Origin of the sequence: Pseudomonas sp. W2I6, from assembly GCF_030815935.1 — a bacterium.
Classification (GTDB): Bacteria; Pseudomonadota; Gammaproteobacteria; order Pseudomonadales; family Pseudomonadaceae; genus Aquipseudomonas.
Map to the genome: position 1 here is coordinate 587,201 of NZ_JAUSXJ010000001.1, position 19,012 is coordinate 606,212.

At 62.2% G+C, this 19,012-nt stretch carries 18 protein-coding genes and 1 riboswitch; of the genes, 3 read left to right on the top strand and 15 right to left on the bottom strand.

Annotation, left to right across the window (positions count from 1 at the left end):
* Positions 1-150: 150 nt before the first annotated feature.
* The 8 genes from QF039_RS02760 to QF039_RS02795 all read right to left on the bottom strand — a co-directional run bounded on the left by QF039_RS02760 (position 151) and on the right by QF039_RS02795 (position 9,079).
* Entirely contained in the window at positions 151-843 is a 693-nt protein-coding gene (locus tag QF039_RS02760; protein WP_177022964.1) for a pseudouridine synthase, read from the bottom strand.
* Entirely contained in the window at positions 843-1,055 is a 213-nt protein-coding gene (locus QF039_RS02765; protein ID WP_003212042.1) for a cysteine-rich CWC family protein, read from the bottom strand. Before QF039_RS02765 ends, QF039_RS02760 begins: the two co-directional genes overlap by 1 nt.
* Before the next feature lie 73 nt (positions 1,056-1,128).
* Positions 1,129-4,770 (bottom strand): urea carboxylase, encoded by a 3,642-nt coding sequence (gene uca, locus QF039_RS02770; RefSeq protein ID WP_307516795.1) that lies wholly within the window; start codon positions 4,768-4,770, stop codon positions 1,129-1,131.
* A 288-nt stretch (positions 4,771-5,058) separates the two neighbouring features.
* Positions 5,059-5,691 carry an urea amidolyase associated protein UAAP2 gene (locus tag QF039_RS02775; protein WP_003212037.1) on the bottom strand — a complete coding sequence of 211 codons (633 nt, stop codon included), beginning with the start codon at positions 5,689-5,691 and terminating at the stop codon, positions 5,059-5,061.
* A gap of 9 nt (positions 5,692-5,700) precedes the next feature.
* A complete protein-coding gene (locus QF039_RS02780; RefSeq protein WP_003212035.1) occupies positions 5,701-6,426 on the bottom strand; it encodes an urea amidolyase associated protein UAAP1 in 726 nt (241 codons plus the stop codon).
* On the bottom strand, positions 6,423-7,187 hold the full coding sequence (locus tag QF039_RS02785) for an ABC transporter ATP-binding protein (RefSeq protein ID WP_307516798.1): 765 nt from the start codon (positions 7,185-7,187) through the stop codon (positions 6,423-6,425). The genes QF039_RS02780 and QF039_RS02785 overlap by 4 nt, the downstream gene beginning before the upstream one ends.
* Entirely contained in the window at positions 7,184-7,999 is an 816-nt protein-coding gene (locus QF039_RS02790; protein WP_017479272.1) for an ABC transporter permease, read from the bottom strand. Before QF039_RS02790 ends, QF039_RS02785 begins: the two co-directional genes overlap by 4 nt.
* 12 nt (positions 8,000-8,011) lie before the next feature.
* Positions 8,012-9,079: a putative urea ABC transporter substrate-binding protein gene (locus QF039_RS02795; protein ID WP_307516800.1), complete on the bottom strand. Its 1,068-nt coding sequence runs from the start codon at positions 9,077-9,079 to the stop codon at positions 8,012-8,014.
* 61 nt (positions 9,080-9,140) lie between these two features.
* A riboswitch (guanidine-I (ykkC/yxkD leader) is annotated at positions 9,141-9,241 on the bottom strand.
* 301 nt (positions 9,242-9,542) lie between these two features.
* On the opposite strand from QF039_RS02795, the gene QF039_RS02800 reads away from it, so the two are divergent.
* Complete coding sequence (locus tag QF039_RS02800; protein ID WP_003212026.1) at positions 9,543-9,899, top strand: hypothetical protein; 357 nt, start codon at positions 9,543-9,545, stop codon at positions 9,897-9,899.
* 160 nt (positions 9,900-10,059) lie between these two features.
* The gene (locus QF039_RS02805) at positions 10,060-10,509 is read left to right on the top strand and encodes a DUF3757 domain-containing protein (protein ID WP_307516803.1); all 450 of its coding nucleotides are present in this window, start codon (positions 10,060-10,062) and stop codon (positions 10,507-10,509) included.
* On the opposite strand, the gene QF039_RS02810 is transcribed toward QF039_RS02805, so the two are convergent.
* Positions 10,503-11,615, bottom strand: a complete 1,113-nt coding sequence (locus QF039_RS02810) for an enoyl-CoA hydratase/isomerase family protein (protein WP_008437835.1) — start codon at positions 11,613-11,615, stop codon at positions 10,503-10,505. The two genes, QF039_RS02805 and QF039_RS02810, sit on opposite strands and share 7 nt — an antisense overlap.
* Before the next feature lie 135 nt (positions 11,616-11,750).
* Here QF039_RS02810 and ung point away from each other — a divergent pair, with 135 nt between their 5' ends.
* On the top strand, positions 11,751-12,443 hold the full coding sequence (gene ung, locus QF039_RS02815) for a uracil-DNA glycosylase (RefSeq protein WP_307516805.1): 693 nt from the start codon (positions 11,751-11,753) through the stop codon (positions 12,441-12,443).
* A gap of 18 nt (positions 12,444-12,461) precedes the next feature.
* Here ung and QF039_RS02820 read toward each other — a convergent pair whose 3' ends face one another.
* From QF039_RS02820 to QF039_RS02845, 6 genes are all read right to left on the bottom strand, one after another.
* A complete protein-coding gene (locus tag QF039_RS02820) occupies positions 12,462-13,412 on the bottom strand; it encodes a YncE family protein (RefSeq protein WP_307516807.1) in 951 nt (316 codons plus the stop codon).
* A 122-nt stretch (positions 13,413-13,534) separates the two neighbouring features.
* Complete coding sequence (locus QF039_RS02825; RefSeq protein ID WP_307516809.1) at positions 13,535-14,563, bottom strand: AbrB family transcriptional regulator; 1,029 nt, start codon at positions 14,561-14,563, stop codon at positions 13,535-13,537.
* Positions 14,556-16,070: a tripartite tricarboxylate transporter permease gene (locus QF039_RS02830; RefSeq protein WP_003212016.1), complete on the bottom strand. Its 1,515-nt coding sequence runs from the start codon at positions 16,068-16,070 to the stop codon at positions 14,556-14,558. The genes QF039_RS02825 and QF039_RS02830 overlap by 8 nt, the downstream gene beginning before the upstream one ends.
* Position 16,071: 1 nt before the next feature.
* Positions 16,072-16,530, bottom strand: coding sequence for a tripartite tricarboxylate transporter TctB family protein (locus QF039_RS02835; RefSeq protein ID WP_307516812.1), 459 nt, complete (start codon positions 16,528-16,530; stop codon positions 16,072-16,074).
* Positions 16,531-16,660: 130 nt separating this feature from the next.
* Complete coding sequence (locus tag QF039_RS02840) at positions 16,661-17,647, bottom strand: tripartite tricarboxylate transporter substrate binding protein (protein ID WP_166742143.1); 987 nt, start codon at positions 17,645-17,647, stop codon at positions 16,661-16,663.
* Positions 17,648-17,675: 28 nt separating this feature from the next.
* On the bottom strand, positions 17,676-18,956 hold the full coding sequence (locus QF039_RS02845) for an OprD family porin (RefSeq protein WP_307516815.1): 1,281 nt from the start codon (positions 18,954-18,956) through the stop codon (positions 17,676-17,678).
* Positions 18,957-19,012: the final 56 nt, after the last annotated feature.

Sequence of the window (19,012 nt, forward strand, 5' to 3'; positions counted from 1 at the left end):
GCAGGTCAAGCGTGCGGACGGGCAAAGTGTTTCTTGTAGGTAGGGGTGACTCACCAGTCAGATTGCGGCTGGCTGGGTTGATTCAAGCATCAGGGATGCCAGTTCGCCAGTCGATGGCGTGGGTTTTTGCCATCATCGGCTGAACGGTCATCAGACCTGTTGGATTTCAGCCTCTGTAAGCGCCCGGTAATGGCCTGGCGCAAGGGCTGCGTCCAACTCCAGCGGTCCCATGCGTTCGCGGTGCAGGCGCATCACTTTGTTGTCGAAGTGCCCGAACATGCGCTTCACCTGGTGATAACGCCCTTCAATGATGCTCAGGCGCGCCGTTCTGGGGCCCAATAGTTCCAGTTCCGCCGGTTGGGTGGTGAGGTCTTCAAAGGCGAAGTACAGGCCAGCAGCGAAGGTGGCCGCGTATTGTGGGCCGATGTCCTGCTCGGTCTCGACGTAGTAGACCTTGGGCAGTTTGGTTTGCGGCTGGGTCAGGCGGCGCGACCACTGGCCGTCGTTGGTGATCAGCATCAGGCCGGTGGTGTTGAAATCCAGACGACCGGCGATGTGCAGCTCGTGCTTGTCAGGTTCATCCAGCAGGTCGAGCACGGTGGGGTGTTGCGGATCGGACGTGGCGCTGACGCAGCCCTGGGGTTTGTGCAGCATGAAGTAACGCGCGGGTTTGCCGGCTTGCAGCACTTCGTCATCCAGCAACACACGGCTGAACTCGCTTACCGGGTGGTGCGGATCGCTGGTGGCCTGGCCGTCGACGCTGATCCGCCGCTCCACCAGCAACAGGCGAACCTGTTTACGGTTGAAACGCGGCAGGTTGCTGAGGAATCGATCTACGCGCATTACGACCGCTCGTTGCCGCGCAGTTGTTCGTCCACCTGGGCACAACGCGGGCACAGGCAGGCTTTGTTGCGCAGTTCCGCCGGCAAGGCTTCGAGCACTGCGGGGTCGATGCTGACGGAATAGCACCAGCACGCCTGGTCGGCAGTGCGCGGGTCGGCCAGGGCGCAATCGTTGCGGGCGCCGCAGGCGGGGCAGAGGGTTGGCGTGGTCATCGGTCGGTTCAGGCTGTATCGGACAAGGTCCCGGTGAAACCCGGTGTGCCTTGCACGATACAGCCCCGCCGCGTTATTGCAAATCACGCTCCAGCACCACCACCCGTTGGCCTGCACCAATGCCGCTGCCCGGTTGCACGGGGATTTCCCTTACGGTACCGGCGAACGGTGCGACTACCGGGATTTCCATTTTCATCGACTCCAGGATCACCAGCACATCCCCCGCCGCCACGCGTTCGCCAGCGCTGACCTGCACTTGCCAGAGATTGCCGGCGATGTGGCTGTCGATGCTGTATTCGTTGGCCTGCAAGGGCGTGTCTGCGCCCTGTGGTGCGGCGAGTTCCTCGCTGTCGAAATGCGCCTGGCCACTGGCGATCCAGCGTTCGCGTTCGGCGTTGAACGCGCGCTGTTGTTGCCCGCGAAACTCGCCAATGCTCTCGGCTTCCTGCGCGAGAAAGGCCTGGTAGTCCGTCAGGTTCAACTGGCTGTGTTCGATGCTCAGTTCAAACCGCCCAAGGGGAAAATCCCGGCGGATCTGCACCAGCTCATCGGCGCTCACCGGGTAAAAGCGGATCTGGTCGAAGAAGCGCAGCAACCACGGTTTGCCATCGAACGCGGCCACTTCCCGGTAGCGGTTCCACATCTGCAAGGTACGCCCGACGAACTGATAACCGCCGGGGCCTTCCATGCCGTAGACGCACAGGTAGGCGCCACCGATGCCCACGGAGTTTTCGGCGGTCCAGGTGCGTGCCGGGTTGTACTTGGTGGTGACCAGGCGGTGACGCGGGTCCAGCGGCGTGGCCACGGGCGCGCCGAGGTAGACGTCGCCCAGGCCCATCACCAGGTAGCTGGCATCGAACACGGTGTGGCGCACTTCGTCGAGGTTGGCCAGGTCGTTGATGCGGCGGATGAACTCCAGGTTGCTCGGGCACCACGGGGCATCCTTGCGCACGGTGGTCATGTATTTTTCGATCGCCAGTTGGCAGGCCGGGTCGTCCCAGGACAGTGGCAGGTGGACGATGCGCGACGGCACCTGCAGGTTTTGGCTGGCGCAGACGGCGTGCCATTCGGCGGTGATCAGCGCCAGGAGGTCGGCGAGGGTAAGTTGTTCGGGCTGATAGTGGATTTGCAGGGAGCGGATGCCGGGTGTCAGGTCGATGACGCCGTGCAGGGCTTGTGCTTCGAGGGCTTGCATCAGGGCGTGGGCGCGAAAGCGCAGCACCAGGTCGAGTTCCGGGGCGCCGATTTCCAGGAGCAGGTGGGTGTCGCCGGCGAGGCGGGCGACCAGGCGGGTGTCGGCCTGGCCGACGTCCAGAACAACAGGCGACCTGATCGTTCCCACGCTCTGCGTGGGAATGCATCCTGTGACGCTCTGCGTCATTGCGTCGACAGCGGGACGCGGAGCGTCCCAGGCGGCATTCCCACGCAGAGCGTGGGAACGATCCCAGTTCAAGGCGAGGTCGCGGGCAGTCTTGATGTCGACGGGGGTGAAGCAGATTTTGTCACCCGCCTTGAGCTGGCCCAGCTGCCACAAGTCCGCCTCGATCACCGTCACCGGGCATACAAACCCACCCAGGCTCGGGCCGTCGGGGCCGAGGATCACCGGCATGTCCCCGGTAAAATCCACCGCACCGATCGCATACGGATTGTCGTGAATATTCGACGGATGCAACCCCGCCTCACCGCCATCCGTACGCGCCCACAGAGGCTTCGGCCCGATCAACCTCACACCCGTGCGGCTGGAGTTGAAATGCACTTCCCACTGGGTGGCAAAGAACGTCTCGATGTACTCGGGCTTGAAGTATTCCGGCGCGCCGTGGGGGCCGTAGATCACCCGCAGTGTTCGCACCTCGCCAAGCGGTTCAGGCACTAGCGTATTGCCGCAACTGACATCCTCCAACGGCAGTAAGTGCAACACATCACCCGCCCGCAAAGCCCGCCCGCCATGCCCACCAAACTGGCCAAGGGTGAAGGTACTTTTGCTTCCCAGATAATCCGGAACCTGCAGCCCGCCGCGCACGCAAAGGTAGCTGCGAGCTCCGGCCCCGGCGATGGTGCCCAGGCTCAAGGTTGCGTCCGCCGGGATCAGCAACGCGGTGTTCATCGGTACCGCTTCATCATTCAAGCGCAGCACAATGTCTGCACCCGTCACCGCCACCACCGCCGCACAATTGAAGCGCAGCAACGGCCCGCTCATGGTGATTTCCAGCGCAGCGGTGCCCTCGGCATTGCCCAGCAGGCGATTGCCCAGGCGCAGCGCGCGACTGTCCATCGGCCCCGACGGCGGCACGCCTACGGCCCAGTAACCGAGGCGCCCCGGATAGTCCTGCACACTGGTTTGCGTGCCGGCGCTGAGCACTTCAAACGTGTTGGCGTGGTACACCAAATCTTCAAGGCAGCGCGTCCACGGATGGCCACTGGCGAACGGTGTAGCGAGCAGAATCTGGCGCAGATAATCGCGGTTGGTTTCCACGCCGTACAGTTGGCTGTTGCTCAGGGCTTGATGCAAATCCAGGCGTGCCTGTTCGCGGGTCGGCGCCCAGGTGATGAGCTTGGCGATCATCGGGTCGAAGTAGGGCGGAATCTCGCAACCGGCCTCCACCCACGTATCGATGCGCAGGCCTTCAGCGACCGGGAAGTCCACATACGTCAAAAGCCCCGGGCTTGGCTGAAACTCCCGGCCCGGATCTTCGGCGTACAGGCGTGCCTGAATCGCGTGGCCGTGAGGCTTCAGTCGCAGTTCCCGCAATGGCGGCATTTCCCCGGCGGCCAATTGCACCATCCAGCGCACCAGGTCCACGCCCCACACTTGCTCGGTGACGCCATGTTCCACCTGCAACCGGGTGTTCACTTCCAGAAAATAGAAGCGGCCATCGGCGCTATCAAAGATAAATTCCACGGTGCCGGCGCTGCGGTAATTCACTGCCTTGGCCAGGGTGATGGCGGCACGGCACAGCTCATCCGCCATGCCGTCGGGCAGGTTCGGCGCCGGGGTTTCTTCAAGCACTTTCTGGTTGCGCCGCTGCACCGAACAGTCGCGCACGCCGAGGGCGATGACCTCGCCGCAGCCATCACCAAACACCTGCACTTCCAGGTGCCGGGCGTGCTGGATGTACTTCTCGATAAACACATCGGCATCGCTGAAATTGTTCTGGCCCAGGCGCTTCACCGCCTCGAAACAGTCGCGCAATTCATCGGCGCTGTGGCACACGCGCATGCCGATCCCGCCACCACCAGCGGTGCTTTTAAGCATGATCGGATAGCCCACGGTTTCCCCGGCCAGTAGTGCGGCGTCGAGGCTGTTGAGCAGCTCGGTGCCTTCCAGCAGCGGGATGTTGTGCTGCCTGGCCAACGCGCGCGCGGTGTGCTTGAGGCCGAATACCCGCAGCTGTTCCGGCGTCGGGCCGACGAAGGCGATGCCTGCTGTTTCGCAGGCTTCGGCGAAGGCGGCGTTTTCCGATAGAAAGCCATAGCCGGGATGAATCGCGGTGGCGCCACAGGCCTTGGCCGTGGCGAGGATTTTCTCCACCGACAAATAGGTGCCGGCCGCCGCGCCTTCGCCCAGGCTGTAGGCCTCATCCGCTTGCTGGATATGCAGGCTGGCGGCATCGGCTTCGGAATACACCGCCACGCCCTTGACCGAAAGCTCACGCAGGGTGCGCAGGATGCGGCAGGCGATGGCGCCACGGTTGGCGATCAACAGTTTTTCGAACATGGCAAAACCCCGCAGGCCGATGAGTGCTCGGCCTTGTCCTGGGATGCGGGCCGTCCCGCAAATGTGGATGGCGCTGCGGTCGTCCGCAGCGCATGCAGTCAGTGTGGGAGGTGGAGTGTGGGAGCGGGCTTGCTCGCGAATGCGGTGGTTCAGTCAATACATCAGTCGCCTGATACGCCGCTTTCGCGAGCAAGCCCGCTCCCACAGTTAATATTCAGCGTTTTCGCAGACACTGCCCGGCCCGGGCCTGGCACAGGGCGAACAACCACTGGCGCAACCGCTTGATCTTCAGTTCCATACCAGTAACTCCGCAGGGGTTGGGTTGTAGCCGTTGCACGGGTTGTTCAGTTGCGGGCAGTTGGAGATCAGTACGATCACGTCCATCTCGGCCCGCAGGTCGACGTACTTGCCGGGGGCGGAAATCCCGTCCTCGAAGGTCAACCCGCCATCGGCAGTCACCGGCACGTTCATGAAGAAATTGATGTTCGGCCCGATGTCGCTTTTACCCAGCCGGCCATCGTGGGCGCAGGCCCGCAGGTAGTTGTCGCGGCAGCTGTGCATGTAGCGTTTTTCCAGGGCGTAGCGCACGGTGTTGCTCTCTTGGGCGCAGGCGCCGCCAAGGGTGTCGTGGCGTCCGCAGGTGTCGTCGACGATGGTCAGCATCGGCTGGCCGAGGTTGGAATACAGCACGCTGCCGGTGCTCAGGTACACGCTGTTTTGCCGACGCAGGGTGCGCTGCACGTCGTAGCGTTCCCTGGGGTTTTTCAGGCTGTAGAACAGCGTGTCGACCGCCTGGTTGCCCTCAAGGTCGAGGATGCGCAGGGTCTGGCCGGCCTTGACTTCCATCAGCCAGGGTTCGCCGGCGGGAATGGTCGCGCGGTACACGGCCGCGTCCGGTTGTTTGGCGAGTGCGATAGACATGGCAGGTCCTCAGGCGAACAGACGGTCGGTGTTGATAAAGCCGCGCTCGTTTTCCGGGCGCGAGGTTCGGCAGTGTTCGGCGACGCTTGGGTCGGCGTTCATCCAGCTGAGTTTCAGCGGCTGCGGCGCGTACTCGGGGTTGGGGTCCATGGGATGTTGCAGCGCGGTGAGCACCACCAGTGTGTCCATCGGTGCGTAGAGTTCGATGTAGTCGCCGGCCTTGGAGTGACCGGGGACAAAGTGCAGGCTGCCAGCTTCATCTACCGTGACTTTGCTGAACAGGTTGAGGGTCATCAGCAGGTCGGACAGCCCCAGGCCCCACTTGCCCAGTTCCACCAGCAGGTTGTCGGTGCCGTTGCGGTAGAAGCCGTTGCGCAGCTCTTGATAGCGGCCTTTGCCGTATTTTTCCGCGACCTCGGAGGCGCATGACACGCCGCCGATACTGTCACTCCAGCCGCAGGTGTCGGCGGTGATGGCAGCCAGCACGCGGCCCATGTCCGAGTACAGGCAATGGCCGTTGGTGAGCTTGGCGGTGTGTTGGCATTTGAGGCTGTCGGGCAGGTTCAGGCGCTCGGTTTTTTCATTGGCATTGAGCAGTGTCAAACTGACGTTGGCGCCGCCGCGAATGTCGGTGAGGCGCAGCAGTTGGCCGCGCTTGAGCACAAAGGAACGGTGGCCGCCGCCGGGGAGCATTTCCTCGGCGAAAGGTGGGAACAATTGAGTTGAGTCGGTCATTTGGAAGTGGCTCCAAGTTCGGCGGCGATCGCCTTGCGGCGCTCGCTGTTCAAAGGGATGTCGTAGGTGATGCGGGCGCCGTAGGCGCCGGGGGCGTGGGGGTCGAGGCGCACCTTGTCGAACACCAGCAAGCGGGTGCCGAGGCTGAAGCCTTCGCTGAGGTCGTGGGTGACCATGAACACCGTCAGCTTGGTTTCGCGCCACAGCTCCAGCAACAGCAGGTGCATGTCTTTGCGAATGCCCGGGTCGAGGGCGCCGAAGGGTTCGTCCAGCAGCAACACGCGGGGCTTCATGATCAGCGCCTGGGCGATGGCCAGCCGCTGCTGCATACCGCCGGAAAGCTGCGCCGGGTACTTGTCCAGGGCATGGCCCAAACCGACTTTATGCAGCAGGGCTGCGGCCTGTTCCCGGGCCTGTTTTTTCGCGCTGCCGAACAGGCGGCCGAGCAACGCTGAACGCGGCAACTCAAGGCCCAGCGCAACGTTGTCCAGCACCGTCAGATGCGGGAACACCGAGTAGCGCTGGAACACCACGCCACGGCTGGCGTCGGGTTCGGCGGCGAGCGGTTTACCGTCCAGCAGGATCTCGCCATGGCTGGCGGTTTCCTGCCCTAGCAGCAGGCGCAGGAAGGTCGATTTGCCGCAACCGGAGGTGCCGACCAGGGTGCAGAATTCGCCTTCAGCCACGTGCAGGTTCAGGCGCTCCAATACCACCTGGTCGCCATAGCGCTGCCACACATTGTTGACGTTGATAAAGCTCATGCCCGCGCTCCTTCGTACCAGGGGAACGCGCGCCGGGTCAGGGCCTTGAGGCCCCAGTCCATCAGCCAGGCCAGCAGGGTGATCCACACCACGTAGGGCAGGATCACGTCCATCGCCAGGTAGCGGCGCACCAGGAAGATCCGGTAACCCAAACCGTCGGTGGAGGCGATGGCTTCGGCTGCAATCAGGAACAGCCACGCCGAGCCGAGCATCAAGCGCAGGGAGATCAGCAAACGTGGCAGCAATTGCGGCAGCACCACCCGCAGCATCAGGGTCCAGGTGGAGGCGCCGAGGGTCTGTGCCTTCACCAGCAACTCCACGGGAATTTCCCGTGCCCGCTGTTCCAGGTCCCGCGCCAGGGCCGGGGTGATACCGATCACGATCAGCATCACTTTCGACAATTCCCCCAGCCCGAACACGATGAACAGGATCGGCAGGATCGCCAGCGGCGGCACCATCGACAGCACCGTCAGCAAGGGCGACAACGGTGCGCCAAACAGCGGCAAGGTGCCGGCAGCGATGCCCAGGCACAGGCCGGCGAGGGCGCTGATGCCCAGGCCGATCGCCAGGCGGCGCAGGCTTGATGCGCTGTCTTGCCACAGCACGTATTCACCGGTGCGCGCGTCGGCGCTGAAGGCCAGGCGTTTCACTGCGTCGCCCATTTGTGCGGCGCTGGGCAGCAGCTTGTCGTTGGGGTTGTCTGCCAGGCGCTCGGCCGAGCCCACGAAGTAGGCGAACAGCAGCAGGGCGAAGGGCAGCAGCACCAACAGCAGGCGACTGGAGCGTTCCGGGTGACGGTTGATCAGGCGCATGGCCGGGTCCTCTTACAGCGTGCCGTCGGCGGCCATCTGTACGTAGCTGGGGTCGAAATGCAGCTTGAGGTTGGCGGTGTCGCCGCGGGTCACGCCATTGGCGAAGCTCATGCCCACGGCGTTGGTGTCCTTGGCACCTTCACCCAGCAGGCCGTGTTTAAACGAGAACTCGGCGACTTTGCCCATGGTGGCGGGCAACTGCGCGCTGGTGGCGAAGGCCAGGGCTTCCTTGGGCGTGGCGAACAGCTTGGTGGTGTCCAGTTGCGACTGGAAGCCCTTGAGGTCGGTGCCGGAGGCCTTGGCCATGTGCTCCAGGGCGTCGGTGCTGGCGGCGTTTTTCGCGTTCATCAAGGCGACCACTTCAAACCAGGCACCGGTCAGCGCCTTGCCCAGCTTGGGGTTGTCTTTGAGGGTCTGGGTGTTGACCACCATCATGTCCATGATTTCGCCGGGCACTTTGCTGGAATCGAACACTTCAGTGACGCCGGGCTTGGCCTTGATCTCCGAGAGCATCGGGTTCCAGGTAGTGACGGCCTTGACCTGGTCGGTGTTGAAGGCGGCGGCGATGTCGGCGTCGGAGGTGTTGACCACTTTCAGGTCTTTTTCGGTGAGGTTGGCCGACTCCAGGGCACGAGCCAGCAGGTAGTGGGACACCGAGAGTTCCACCAGGTTGACGTTCATGCCCTTGAGGTCGGCGACGGTCTTGCCTTCACCTTTGATGACCACGCCATCGTTGCCATTGGAGAAGTCGCTGACCACCAGCGCGGTGCTGTCCACGCCGCCGGCGGCGGGAATGGTCAGGGCGTCCATGTTGGTCATGGTGCAGCCGTCGAACTGGCCGGCGGTGTACTGGTTGATGGATTCGACGTAGTCATTGAGCTGCACCATGTCGATCTTGATGCCGTACTTCTTGGCCCACTTGTCGAGGATGCCTTGGCTGCCGGCGTATTCCCACGGCATCCAGCCGGAATAGATCGTCCAGCACACGCTGAAATGGTCTTTGGGGGTGGCTTGGGCGGAAAAACTCACCACGGCGGCGAAGGCGGCGGCGAGCAGGGCGGGTAAACGTATCGAGGGCATGGATGCTTCTCCAGTTGATCAAGGGCGAGCAGGAGCAACGCGGCACCGTGAACGGTGGCTTGTCTCCCGGGCTTTTATCCCGCCGTGTAACCTCAACTGGAGGTCGCCGACTCTCGGACCAGCCACTCGCCTTAGCGAGCCGGAACCCTAGTCAGCCATTGCAAATTGTGGTGCCGCGAACCTGTGATGACTCCTGCACTGGAGAGGTAAAGCGAGAGTCGTGCCAAGTGGCACGGGTGCAGTAATGGCGCGGGTTGGCGCGAGGAGGGGGGCGCAACGTGCGGTGAATATGCGTCGTGGTGGTGCGGGATTGCACTGCAATGAGGCGACCGGCAGATGTATCAATCTATGTCTAAATCGCACCAGATTCCGTTTTTGATGTCAGATATTTCGTCAGGCAGTGAAAGCTGTTTGCCGCCCCCAGCGTCGCTGGGTGTGCTCTTCCGCGGTCCAGGAGGCCGCCATGTATCGTCGACTGCTTCTCATCGCTTTGCTCGGCTTGACCCTTTCTGCGTGCGCGCCTTATTACGGTGGCGGCCAGGCCTACTACGGTTCCGAGGTCTACACGGCGCCCGCGCCGGCGTATTACTACGGCGGCGGCCCGTATTACCATTACCGCCAGGGTTACTACCCGCCACCGCAGCGTTATTACCCGTCGCCGCGTTATTACCAGCCGGCGCCTCGCTATTATCCTGCGGGGCCGCGCGCGGGTTATCGGCCTTACCCAAACCAGGGTTGGGGCAACAGTCACTGGGGTAATGGTGGCGGACATGGCCAGGGTGGTGGTCAGGGTGGAGGCCGTGGCGGCGGTCATCGCTGATAGGAATAATTGGAAAAACGGCGCTCAGGCGCCGTTTTTGTTTACCGTTGGTCGGCACTGTCATATTTGACAGCTATCCTGTGGGTTACGCCTGTAGTTAATTGGGAGCAGTCGCCTGTTTGGCGTATCGCTTCCAGCATCGACTGATGGAACCCATGACATGAACGTCAGCCCGCTCTACCTGTTATTTTTTGCTTTTCTTGGCGTCAGTACGTTGGCAGCAGCGCAATCCTGTCCTTACCCGAGTGCTGTACGCTACGTTGACGGTCACTTTCAGGGAACTGACAGCGACTCGCCATGGATAAGCCAGGCAATGAGCGGCGGGGAATTCGTGGAAACCTTTGTCGGCGCGCTTTTTACTCCAAGCGAGCAGGACGAGCGCAAGCATGGCTATCTGGAAAAGTGCATTTATAAAACCCTGAGGGGTAAGACAGTCACCCTGAGGTACGGCACGGATCAAGCCGGGGGGGCGATGTCGCTGGCAGATACCACGCATTGGGTACCGGGCACCGATGCTTTCGGGCAACAGATTTTCCAGTGCGACGACCACCAACCCGATAATTGTGCCTTCACGTTCGAGGGCAAAAAAGCGCCGACGGGCGCTCAATAGTCAGACAGGTCCGCCAGCGGATGCCGCCCTTCCCAGACCTTGTGGAAGTGCGCCTGCACCACGGCCTCGGGGATCAAGTTGATGTCCGGCCAGTGCCAGTGTGGCTGCTGATCCTTGTCGATCAACCGCGCCCGCACACCTTCGCTGAATTCCGGGTGACGGCAGCAGTTCAGGCTCAAGGTGTATTCCATCTGGAACACCTGGGCCAGGGACAGGTGCCGCGCGCGCTGGATCTGTTCCCACACCAGGTGCGCGGTCAGCGGGCAGCCTTCGCTCAGGGTCTTGCCTGCGCGGCGGAGCAGCGGGTCGGTGTGATCGCGTAACTGGCTCAAGGCTCGCCACGCACAGCGTACATCCCCCACGTCCAGCCACTCGTCGATCTGCCCACGGCGCGGCAGCCATTGGGCTTCGGGCAACTGGCCGGCGGCTTCCTGGGCCAGGGCCTTGAGCAGGCTGTTGAGCTGCATGTCGGTCTGTTCCTGCCAGTTCAGTTGCAGCAGGCCTTCAAGCAGTTCGTCTTGTTGTTCATCCAGCAGGAAACGGTCAGCCAGGCCCAGGTCCAGGGCGTCGCGGCCATTCATATGGGCGCCGGTCAGGCCGAGGAACAACCCCAACTTGCCGGGCAGGCGAGACAGGAACCAACTGGCGCCCACGTCCGGGTACAGGCCGATGCTGATTTCCGGCATGGCCAGGCGGCTGCTCGGAGTGACGATGCGCACGGCGGCGCTTTGCAGCAAGCCCATGCCACCGCCCAGCACATAGCCGTGGCCCCAGCAGATCAGCGGTTTGGGATAGGTGTGCAGGCGGTAGTCGAGGCGGTACTCCGCGGCGAAAAATTGCGCGGCCAGCGCCGGTACTTCGCCGGGATGTTCACGGCAGGCCTGGGCCAGGCTGCGCACTTCGCCACCGGCGCAAAAAGCCTTGGGGCCATTGCCGCGCAGCAGCACGCAGACGATTTGCGGGTCTTTGGCCCAGGCGTCCAGGCGTTCGCTCAGGGCCAGGATCATCGGCAACGACAAGGCATTGAGGGATTTTTCCGCGTCCAGGCTGGCGATGCCAACGCGGGCGCCGCCGGTGCCAATCAGCTCTTCGAAGTGCAGGTTCATCATGACCTCAATCGAGAAAGTGAAGGTTCAGTATGATCGCTTCGCAGGAAAGTGCGGTATCTGCGTCAGATCAATTGACAAGCAAGGTCGGCTTTCCTAGGGTTCGCCTCATTCTTTTGACTAGACAGCGTAACCATGACCACCGACGACCGTATCAAACTCGAACCCAGCTGGAAACACGCCCTGCGTGACGAGTTCGACCAGCCGTACATGGCCCAGTTGCGGGAATTCCTGCGCCAGGAGCACGCGGCAGGCAAGGAGATCTACCCACCCGGCCCGATGATCTTCAACGCACTCAACTCAACGCCCCTGGACAAGGTCAAGGTGGTGATCCTCGGCCAGGACCCGTATCACGGCCCGGGCCAGGCCCACGGCTTGTGCTTCTCGGTGCAACCGGGCGTGCCGGCACCGCCGTCGCTGGTCAATATCTACAAAGAACTCAAGCGTGACCTGAACATCGACATTCCCAACCACGGCTACCTGCAAAGCTGGGCCGACCAGGGCGTGCTGATGATCAACACCACCATGACCGTGGAGCGCGCGAATGCCAACGCCCATGCGGGCAAGGGCTGGCAGTTCTTTACCGATCGGATTATTGAAGTGGTGAGCGAGCATCAGCCGCACCTGGTGTTCTTGCTGTGGGGCGCCCATGCGCAGGGCAAGCAGAAGCTGATCGACGCCACCAAGCACCTGGTGCTGACGTCGGTGCATCCGTCGCCGTTGTCGGCCTATAGAGGGTTTATTGGCTGCGGGCATTTCAGCCGCACCAACAAGTTTCTTGAGCAGAATGGCGAGACGCCGATCAATTGGGTGTTGCCGTCGCTCTGAGTCTTGTGTTCCGGTGGCTCAAACTCGGACCCTGGCCACGGTGTTGTCGCCGCTGTTGGCGACATAGGCCGTGCGGCCGTCTCGTGTCGCCGCAATGCCCCTGGGCCTGTTGAACCCCTCGAATGTACCGGAGATGCTTTGGCTGGTGGTATTGATGATGCTGATCCGGTCACCCTCGGTTTCGGTGACGTAGGCGAGTTCTCGCATGCTGTTAAACGCGATATCCCAGGGGTGTTGCAGGCGGGAGAGAATTTCGCTTTGGTGATAGGTGGTTGTGTCTCCTATATAAATCAAGCCCGCGTTTGGATAGAGGATGTAAATGCGCGCTGCGTGGATCGCGTGGGCGATAGTTGCTGGGGTGGCTACCAGTCCCGTATTGATGCTGGTGACCAATTGATTGGTCCCGAGATGGACGACGAACCAGTCTGCCTGGTCGTTGGCCAGGTGGGCTCGGGCATTGCCGGGCGCGATGGCGACAATGTCGGGGCCAACGGTAAATCTCAGTTTGGCGCGTTGTTGAGGGGGGGCGGTGGTGATCACATCCAGCTCGCCAGCTTTGTCAGGGACATACAGCCGCGATCCGCTCGAATTCAACGCAATGCCATTGATGAAGAAAAAACCCGTGATCGTCTCGATCACGTCAAACGTAACGGTGCTGATCACCTCGACCACGGGGTTGCCCGGGCGGTTTCCATAGCTGATATAGATCCGTGGTTGCGTGGGGTGCAGGGCCATCCACAGCGGGGTTCCGTGACCTTCAATGGTGTGGATGACGGAATCGCTGGCAGTATCAATGACCATGACAGATTCACGCGTACTCGAGATGTAGAGGCGTGCCCCATCCGCACTGACCACTATACGGCTGGGTGTGTCTGCAACGTTGATGAGGCTGATAATGCCTTTGGGTTCCTCATCGCCGTTCAATGTTCCAGTCGCTTGAAAGGGGGGCTGGGGGGATTTTCTGGTCATAATCCTTACCCTCTGAAGGTCAGTCTGAAGGCCCGACTCTAAAGGGCTGGGCTGGGACGATTGAGCCTCCAGCCCTTCCACTTGTCCAGCTGTGAATATTGACAGTTCCGACGGATGGCAGGTCAGGGCTGTCGGTTCCAGTGCCTGAACAACGGCTCCGCCAGAAACAACACAAACAACAAACGCATCACCTGCATCGCCGTCACCAACGGCACCGACAGTTGCAGGGTTTCCGCCGTCAGGCTCATTTCCGCGATTCCGCCTGGCATCATGCCCAGTGTCAGCGAACGCAGATCCAGATGTGTGAGCGCACTCAAGCCCACAGCCGCCAGCGTCGCAATCAACATGGTCAACGCCGTACCGATCAACGTACGTCCCATGAACAACGGCGCGCGCCGGAAGAACTGCCGGTTGAAGTGGCAGCCCAGGCCGCTGCCGATCAGCCACTGGCCAATCTGGCTGCCGCCGTCGGGCAGCCCGATGTGCAAGTCCCAGGTAATGCTGGCAGCGGCACTGACCAGCAGCGGTCCGAACAGCCAGGGGTTTGGCTGACGCAAACGCTGCCAACCCCAGGCCACCAGGGCGCCGACGGGAAACAGCAGCGCCAGCCAGGTCCAATCCACTGTCGCTGGATGGAACTGCGGGGCACCATCCCCCAGCAAATACTTAAACGCCGCCGGCACACAGAGCACCACCACCAATACCCGCAAACTTTGGCCCGCCGCGACGCGGCTGAGCACTGCGCCATTGCGTGCGCCGAGGTTGACCATCTCCCCCGACCCACCCGGCATGCTCGAGAAAAACGCCGTGGCGCGGTCTTCACCGCTGCGGCGCATCAACCACACACCCACAATGCTGGAGAGGCTGGTGACCAGCGCGCCGAAGAAGATCAGGCCGAAGTGGCTCATCACCTGCTCGATCACCACGGGGGTGAAGTGCAGGCCGATGCCGATGCCCACCACCCATTGGCCGCATTTGCGGCCGCCGGGAATTTCCGCGAGCTGCCAGGGTGTCAGGCAGCGCACCAGGATGATGGCCAGCAACGAGCCGACCATGTACGGCAGTGGCCAGCCGATCTGGCTGGCGAGGTACCCGCCCAGCAGACCGACCAGCGGTGTTGCCCACCAGTATTTGAACGTGGCCTCAGACATCGGCCACGGCACGACGCTGCAGGGAACGCTTGCGCCAGATGCGCAGTAGCGGGAACAACAGCATCAAGGCCGTCAGTACCCACACGCCGAAGGTGATCGGGCTCGACCAGAGGATCTGCAATTCGCCGTTGGAAATCGACAGCGCACGACGCAGGTTCTGCTCCATCAACCCGCCGAGGATAAAGCCCAGCAGCACCGGCGACAGCGGGAAATCCAGCTTGCGCAGGATGTAGCCGAAGATGCCGATGCCGACCATCAGGAACAGGTCGAAGGTGGTGGCGTGAACCGCGTACACACCGATCGCAGTGATGATGGCGATCACCGGCACCAGTGCCCAGTTCGGCACGGCAAGGATGCGGGTGAAGATGCGGATCATCGGGATGTTGAGGATCACCAGCATGATGTTGGCGATAAACAACGAGGCGATCAGGCCCCAGACGATGTCCGGTTGCTGTTGGAACAGCAGCGGGCCGGGGGTGATGTTGTACAGCGACAGGGCGCCGATCATCACCGCCGTGGTGCCCGAGCCGGGTACGCCGAGGGTCAGCATCGGCACCAGGGCGCCGCAGGCGGAAGCGCCGATCGCGGTTTCCGGAGCCGCGAGGCCGCGCATGTCGCCCTGGCCGAATTTACCGCTGGCACCGGCCAGGCGTTTTTCGGTCATGTAGGCCACGGCCGAGGCCAGTGTGGCACCCGCGCCCGGCAATACACCCATGATGAAACCCAGCAGGCCGCAGCGAATATTCACGACGAATACCGCGGAAGCTTCCTTCAGGTTGAACATCATGCGTCCGGTGGCTTTCACGGCTTCCTGGCCACGGTGGGTTTTTTCCAGCAGCAACAGGATCTCGCTGATGGAGAACAGGCCCAATACAAGCACCACGAACTGGATGCCGTCGGTCAGGTGGATGTTATCGCCGGTGAAGCGGTATACGCCGCTGTTGGCATCGATACCCACTGCTGACAGAAACAGGCCGATCAATGCCGCGACAAAGGTCTTCAGCGGCTTGTCACCGGCCATGCCGCCCAGGCAGACGATGGCAAACACCATCAGTACGAAATATTCCGCCGGGCCGAAGGCAATCGCCCATTTGGCCAGCAGCGGGGCGAACAGCACCATGCCGCAGGTGGCGATAAACGCACCGATGAACGAACTCCACGCCGACAGCGACAACGCCACGCCCGCCAGGCCTTTGCGAGCCATCGGGTAGCCGTCGAGGGTGGTCATCACGGTGGAAGCTTCACCCGGGATGTTCAACAGGATCGAGCTGATGCGCCCGCCGTATTCGCAGCCCAGGTACACGGCCGCCAACAGGATCAAGGCCGACTCAGGCGGCAGCCCCAGGGCAAATGCGATGGGGATCAACAGCGCTACGCCGTTGATCGGCCCAAGGCCCGGCAACAGGCCGACCACGGTGCCGATCAAGGTGCCGCACAGTGCGGTGATCAGGTTGTAAGGGGTCAGTGCAACGCCGAAGCCCTGGCCCAAATAGCTGAACGTATCCATATCAGTTCTCCAGAACTTCAAGCAGGCCGAGCGGCAGCGGTACATCCATGGCCTTGTCGAACAGCAGGTAAAGACCGATGCTCATCAAGGTCACGATCACCACGCTGGGCATCCAGCGGCCGCCATACAGGCGCGCCATCGGAATGCCGATCAGCATGCTGCTGAGGATGAACCCCAGGGGTTCGAAGGTGCCGGCGAAAATGATCAAAAGCGTCACGCAGACAGCGATCTTGACCAGTGTCTGGCGGTCCAGCGCGGGCTCTTCTTCTGTGTGCTTGGTGGGCTGTGGACGAAACAGCATGTAGATCAGGCCCAGGCCCATCAGCCCGAGCATCAGCAGCGGGTAGGCCCGAGGCCCTACCGGCTCGTAGGAAAACGACGCCTGATATGGCCAGGCCATCAGTGCGAGGCCGGCACAGACCAGCAACATCACTGAGGCGAAAATGCGTTGTAAGAGCATGGGAAACTCCTTGGAGACTCTTGTAGGCGCGAGCTTGCTCACGAAGAACGCCAGGACGTCGCGTTTATACAGGCAGCACGCGTCATCGTTGAAGTTTTTCGCGAGCAAGCCCGCTCCCACAGAGGGGCGATTACTGGATCAGGCCGAACTCTTTGGCCAGCACTTTGTAGTCAGCCACCTGTTTCTTCACGTAGGTGTCCAGCTCCGGGCCGGTCATGGCGAACGGGAACAGCTCGCGCTGGTCACGCAGCTTGGCGAACTCTTCGGAAGCCAGCAGTTTGTCGAAGGCGTCTTTCCACCAGGCATAGTCTTCGTCGCTGACTTTTGGCCCGAGGTAGAAGCCACGCACCACCGGCCAGACGATGTCGTAGCCTTGTTCCTTGGCGGTCGGGATGTTCTTCATTTCCGGCTCGTCCAGGCGTTCGTCGGAGAACACCGCCAGCAGGCGCATGTCACCACTGAGGATGTGCGGCATGGAGTCGGAGATGTCGGTACTGCCTACCTGGATATGGCCGCCGAGCAGGGCGGTGGCGATCTCGCCGCCGCCTTCCAGTGCCACGTAGCGCAGGTCACGCGGGTTGATGCCGGCGGCCTTGGCGATCAGGGCGGTTTGCATCCAGTCCTGGCTGCCGACGGTGCCGCCGGAACCGATGACCACGCTGCCCGGATCTTTCTTCAGGGCCTTGACCAGATCGTCGAGGTTTTTGTAGGGCGAATCGTTTTTCACCGCGATGGCACCGTAGCTGGTGCCGACGGCCGCGAGCCAGCGCACGGCGCTTTCATCGAAGCGGCCAAATTTGCCCTGGGCCAGGTTCAACAGCGAGCCGCTGGACCACGCCACAAGCGTGCCGGCGTCGGCCGGACGCTGCGCCACGACGGCGTTGTAGGCCACCGCGCCCACGCCGCCGGGCATGTAGGTCACGCGCATCGGCTTGCTCAACAGTTTCTCGTTGACCAGCGCGCTCTGCGCCAGTTTGCAGGTCAGGTCGAAACCACCGCCAGGGGACGCCGGGGCGATGCACTCCGGGCGCTTGGGCTCGGCGGCCAGCAGTTGGCTGGCGAACAGCATGCAGCTGGCCGTCAGGGCAAATTTACGCAGTGAAAGGGTCATGTTCATCTCCATCATTGTTGTTATGAGGTTGCTGTTACCAGAGTGCGACGCTGTAGCTCACCAGCAGGCGCACTTCATCCGCATCACGGGCCGAATAGTTGGAACGGTAGGTGGCATTGCGCAGACGCACGGCCACGTCCTTGAACGTGCCGCTTTGCACCACGTAGCGGATCTCACTGTTGCGTTCCCACTCCTTGCCGGTCTCGCCGTTCTTGAGCTTGATGTTGTCACCCGACAGGTAACGGCTCATGAAACTCAGGCCGGGAATCCCCAGCTTGGCGAAGTCGTAGTCGTAGCGGGCCTGCCAGGAGCGTTCTTCGGCGCCGGCAAAGTCGTTGATCTGCACGAAGTTGACAAGGTAAGGATCGCTACCGTCCACGTAGGGGAAGGCGCTGTCGCCGGACATGTGCTGGTAACCGGCGCTGAGCTTATGGCCATTGAGGGCATAGCTGAAGAGGCCGTTGAGGGAGGTGTTGTCGATCTTGCCGCCGCGCGCCGCGCCGGTGTCGTCACTGACGGCCAGGCGCAGGTCGGCGCCGAAGGTGCCGGGGCCCATCGGGCGCGAGGCCACGAGGCCGAGGAAATGCTGGCGGTACACGTCGTCGAGTTGGGCGAAGTGGTAGCTGCCGGTGATCTTGTCGGCGAACTTGTAGTCCACGCCGCCGAAGTCGAAATGCTTGCCGGTGGCGCCGCTGAGGAAGCGGCTGTTCTTGTTGTTGAGGCCGATGTCTTCGTAGTTGGTGTCGTCGCGGTCCTTGGCCTTGTTCAGGCGGCCGCCGGTGAACACCAGGTTCTTGAGTTCCCTGGAACTGAGCAGGCCGCCTTCAAACGTCTGCGGCAGGATGCGCCCGTCGTTGGGCTTGAGGATCGGCAATTCGGGGATCAGCGCGCCGATCTTCAGCTCGGTGGCGGAGATCTTCACTTTGCCGGTCAGGCCGAGTTTGGAGTATTCGTTGGCGGCGCGGCCGTCGTCGTGGGTCGGCAACAGCCCGGTGCCGGTGCGGTCGGGGCTGGAGTCGAGCTTGACTCCGAGCATGCCCAGCGCATCCACGCCGAAGCCGACCGTACCGTCGGTGTAGCCCGACTGCAGGTTGAGCATGAAGCCCTGGGCCCACTCGTCGCGCTTGGATTGTTGTGCGCTGGTGCCGTCGCGAAAGTCGCGGTTGAAATACATGTTGCGGGTTTCGAGGGTGGCGGTGCTGTCCTCGAAAAAGGCGGCCTGGCCTGCGGGCGAAAAGCCGGCGAGGGCGGCGGCACTGGCAAGGGCGGTCTGGGTGATACGAGAAGAACGAGCAGGCGGCTGTGTGCGCAGCATCGTGGGTGTACTCCGTTATTGTTCTTATTTTGGCGAAAACGCTTCGAGGCGTTTTT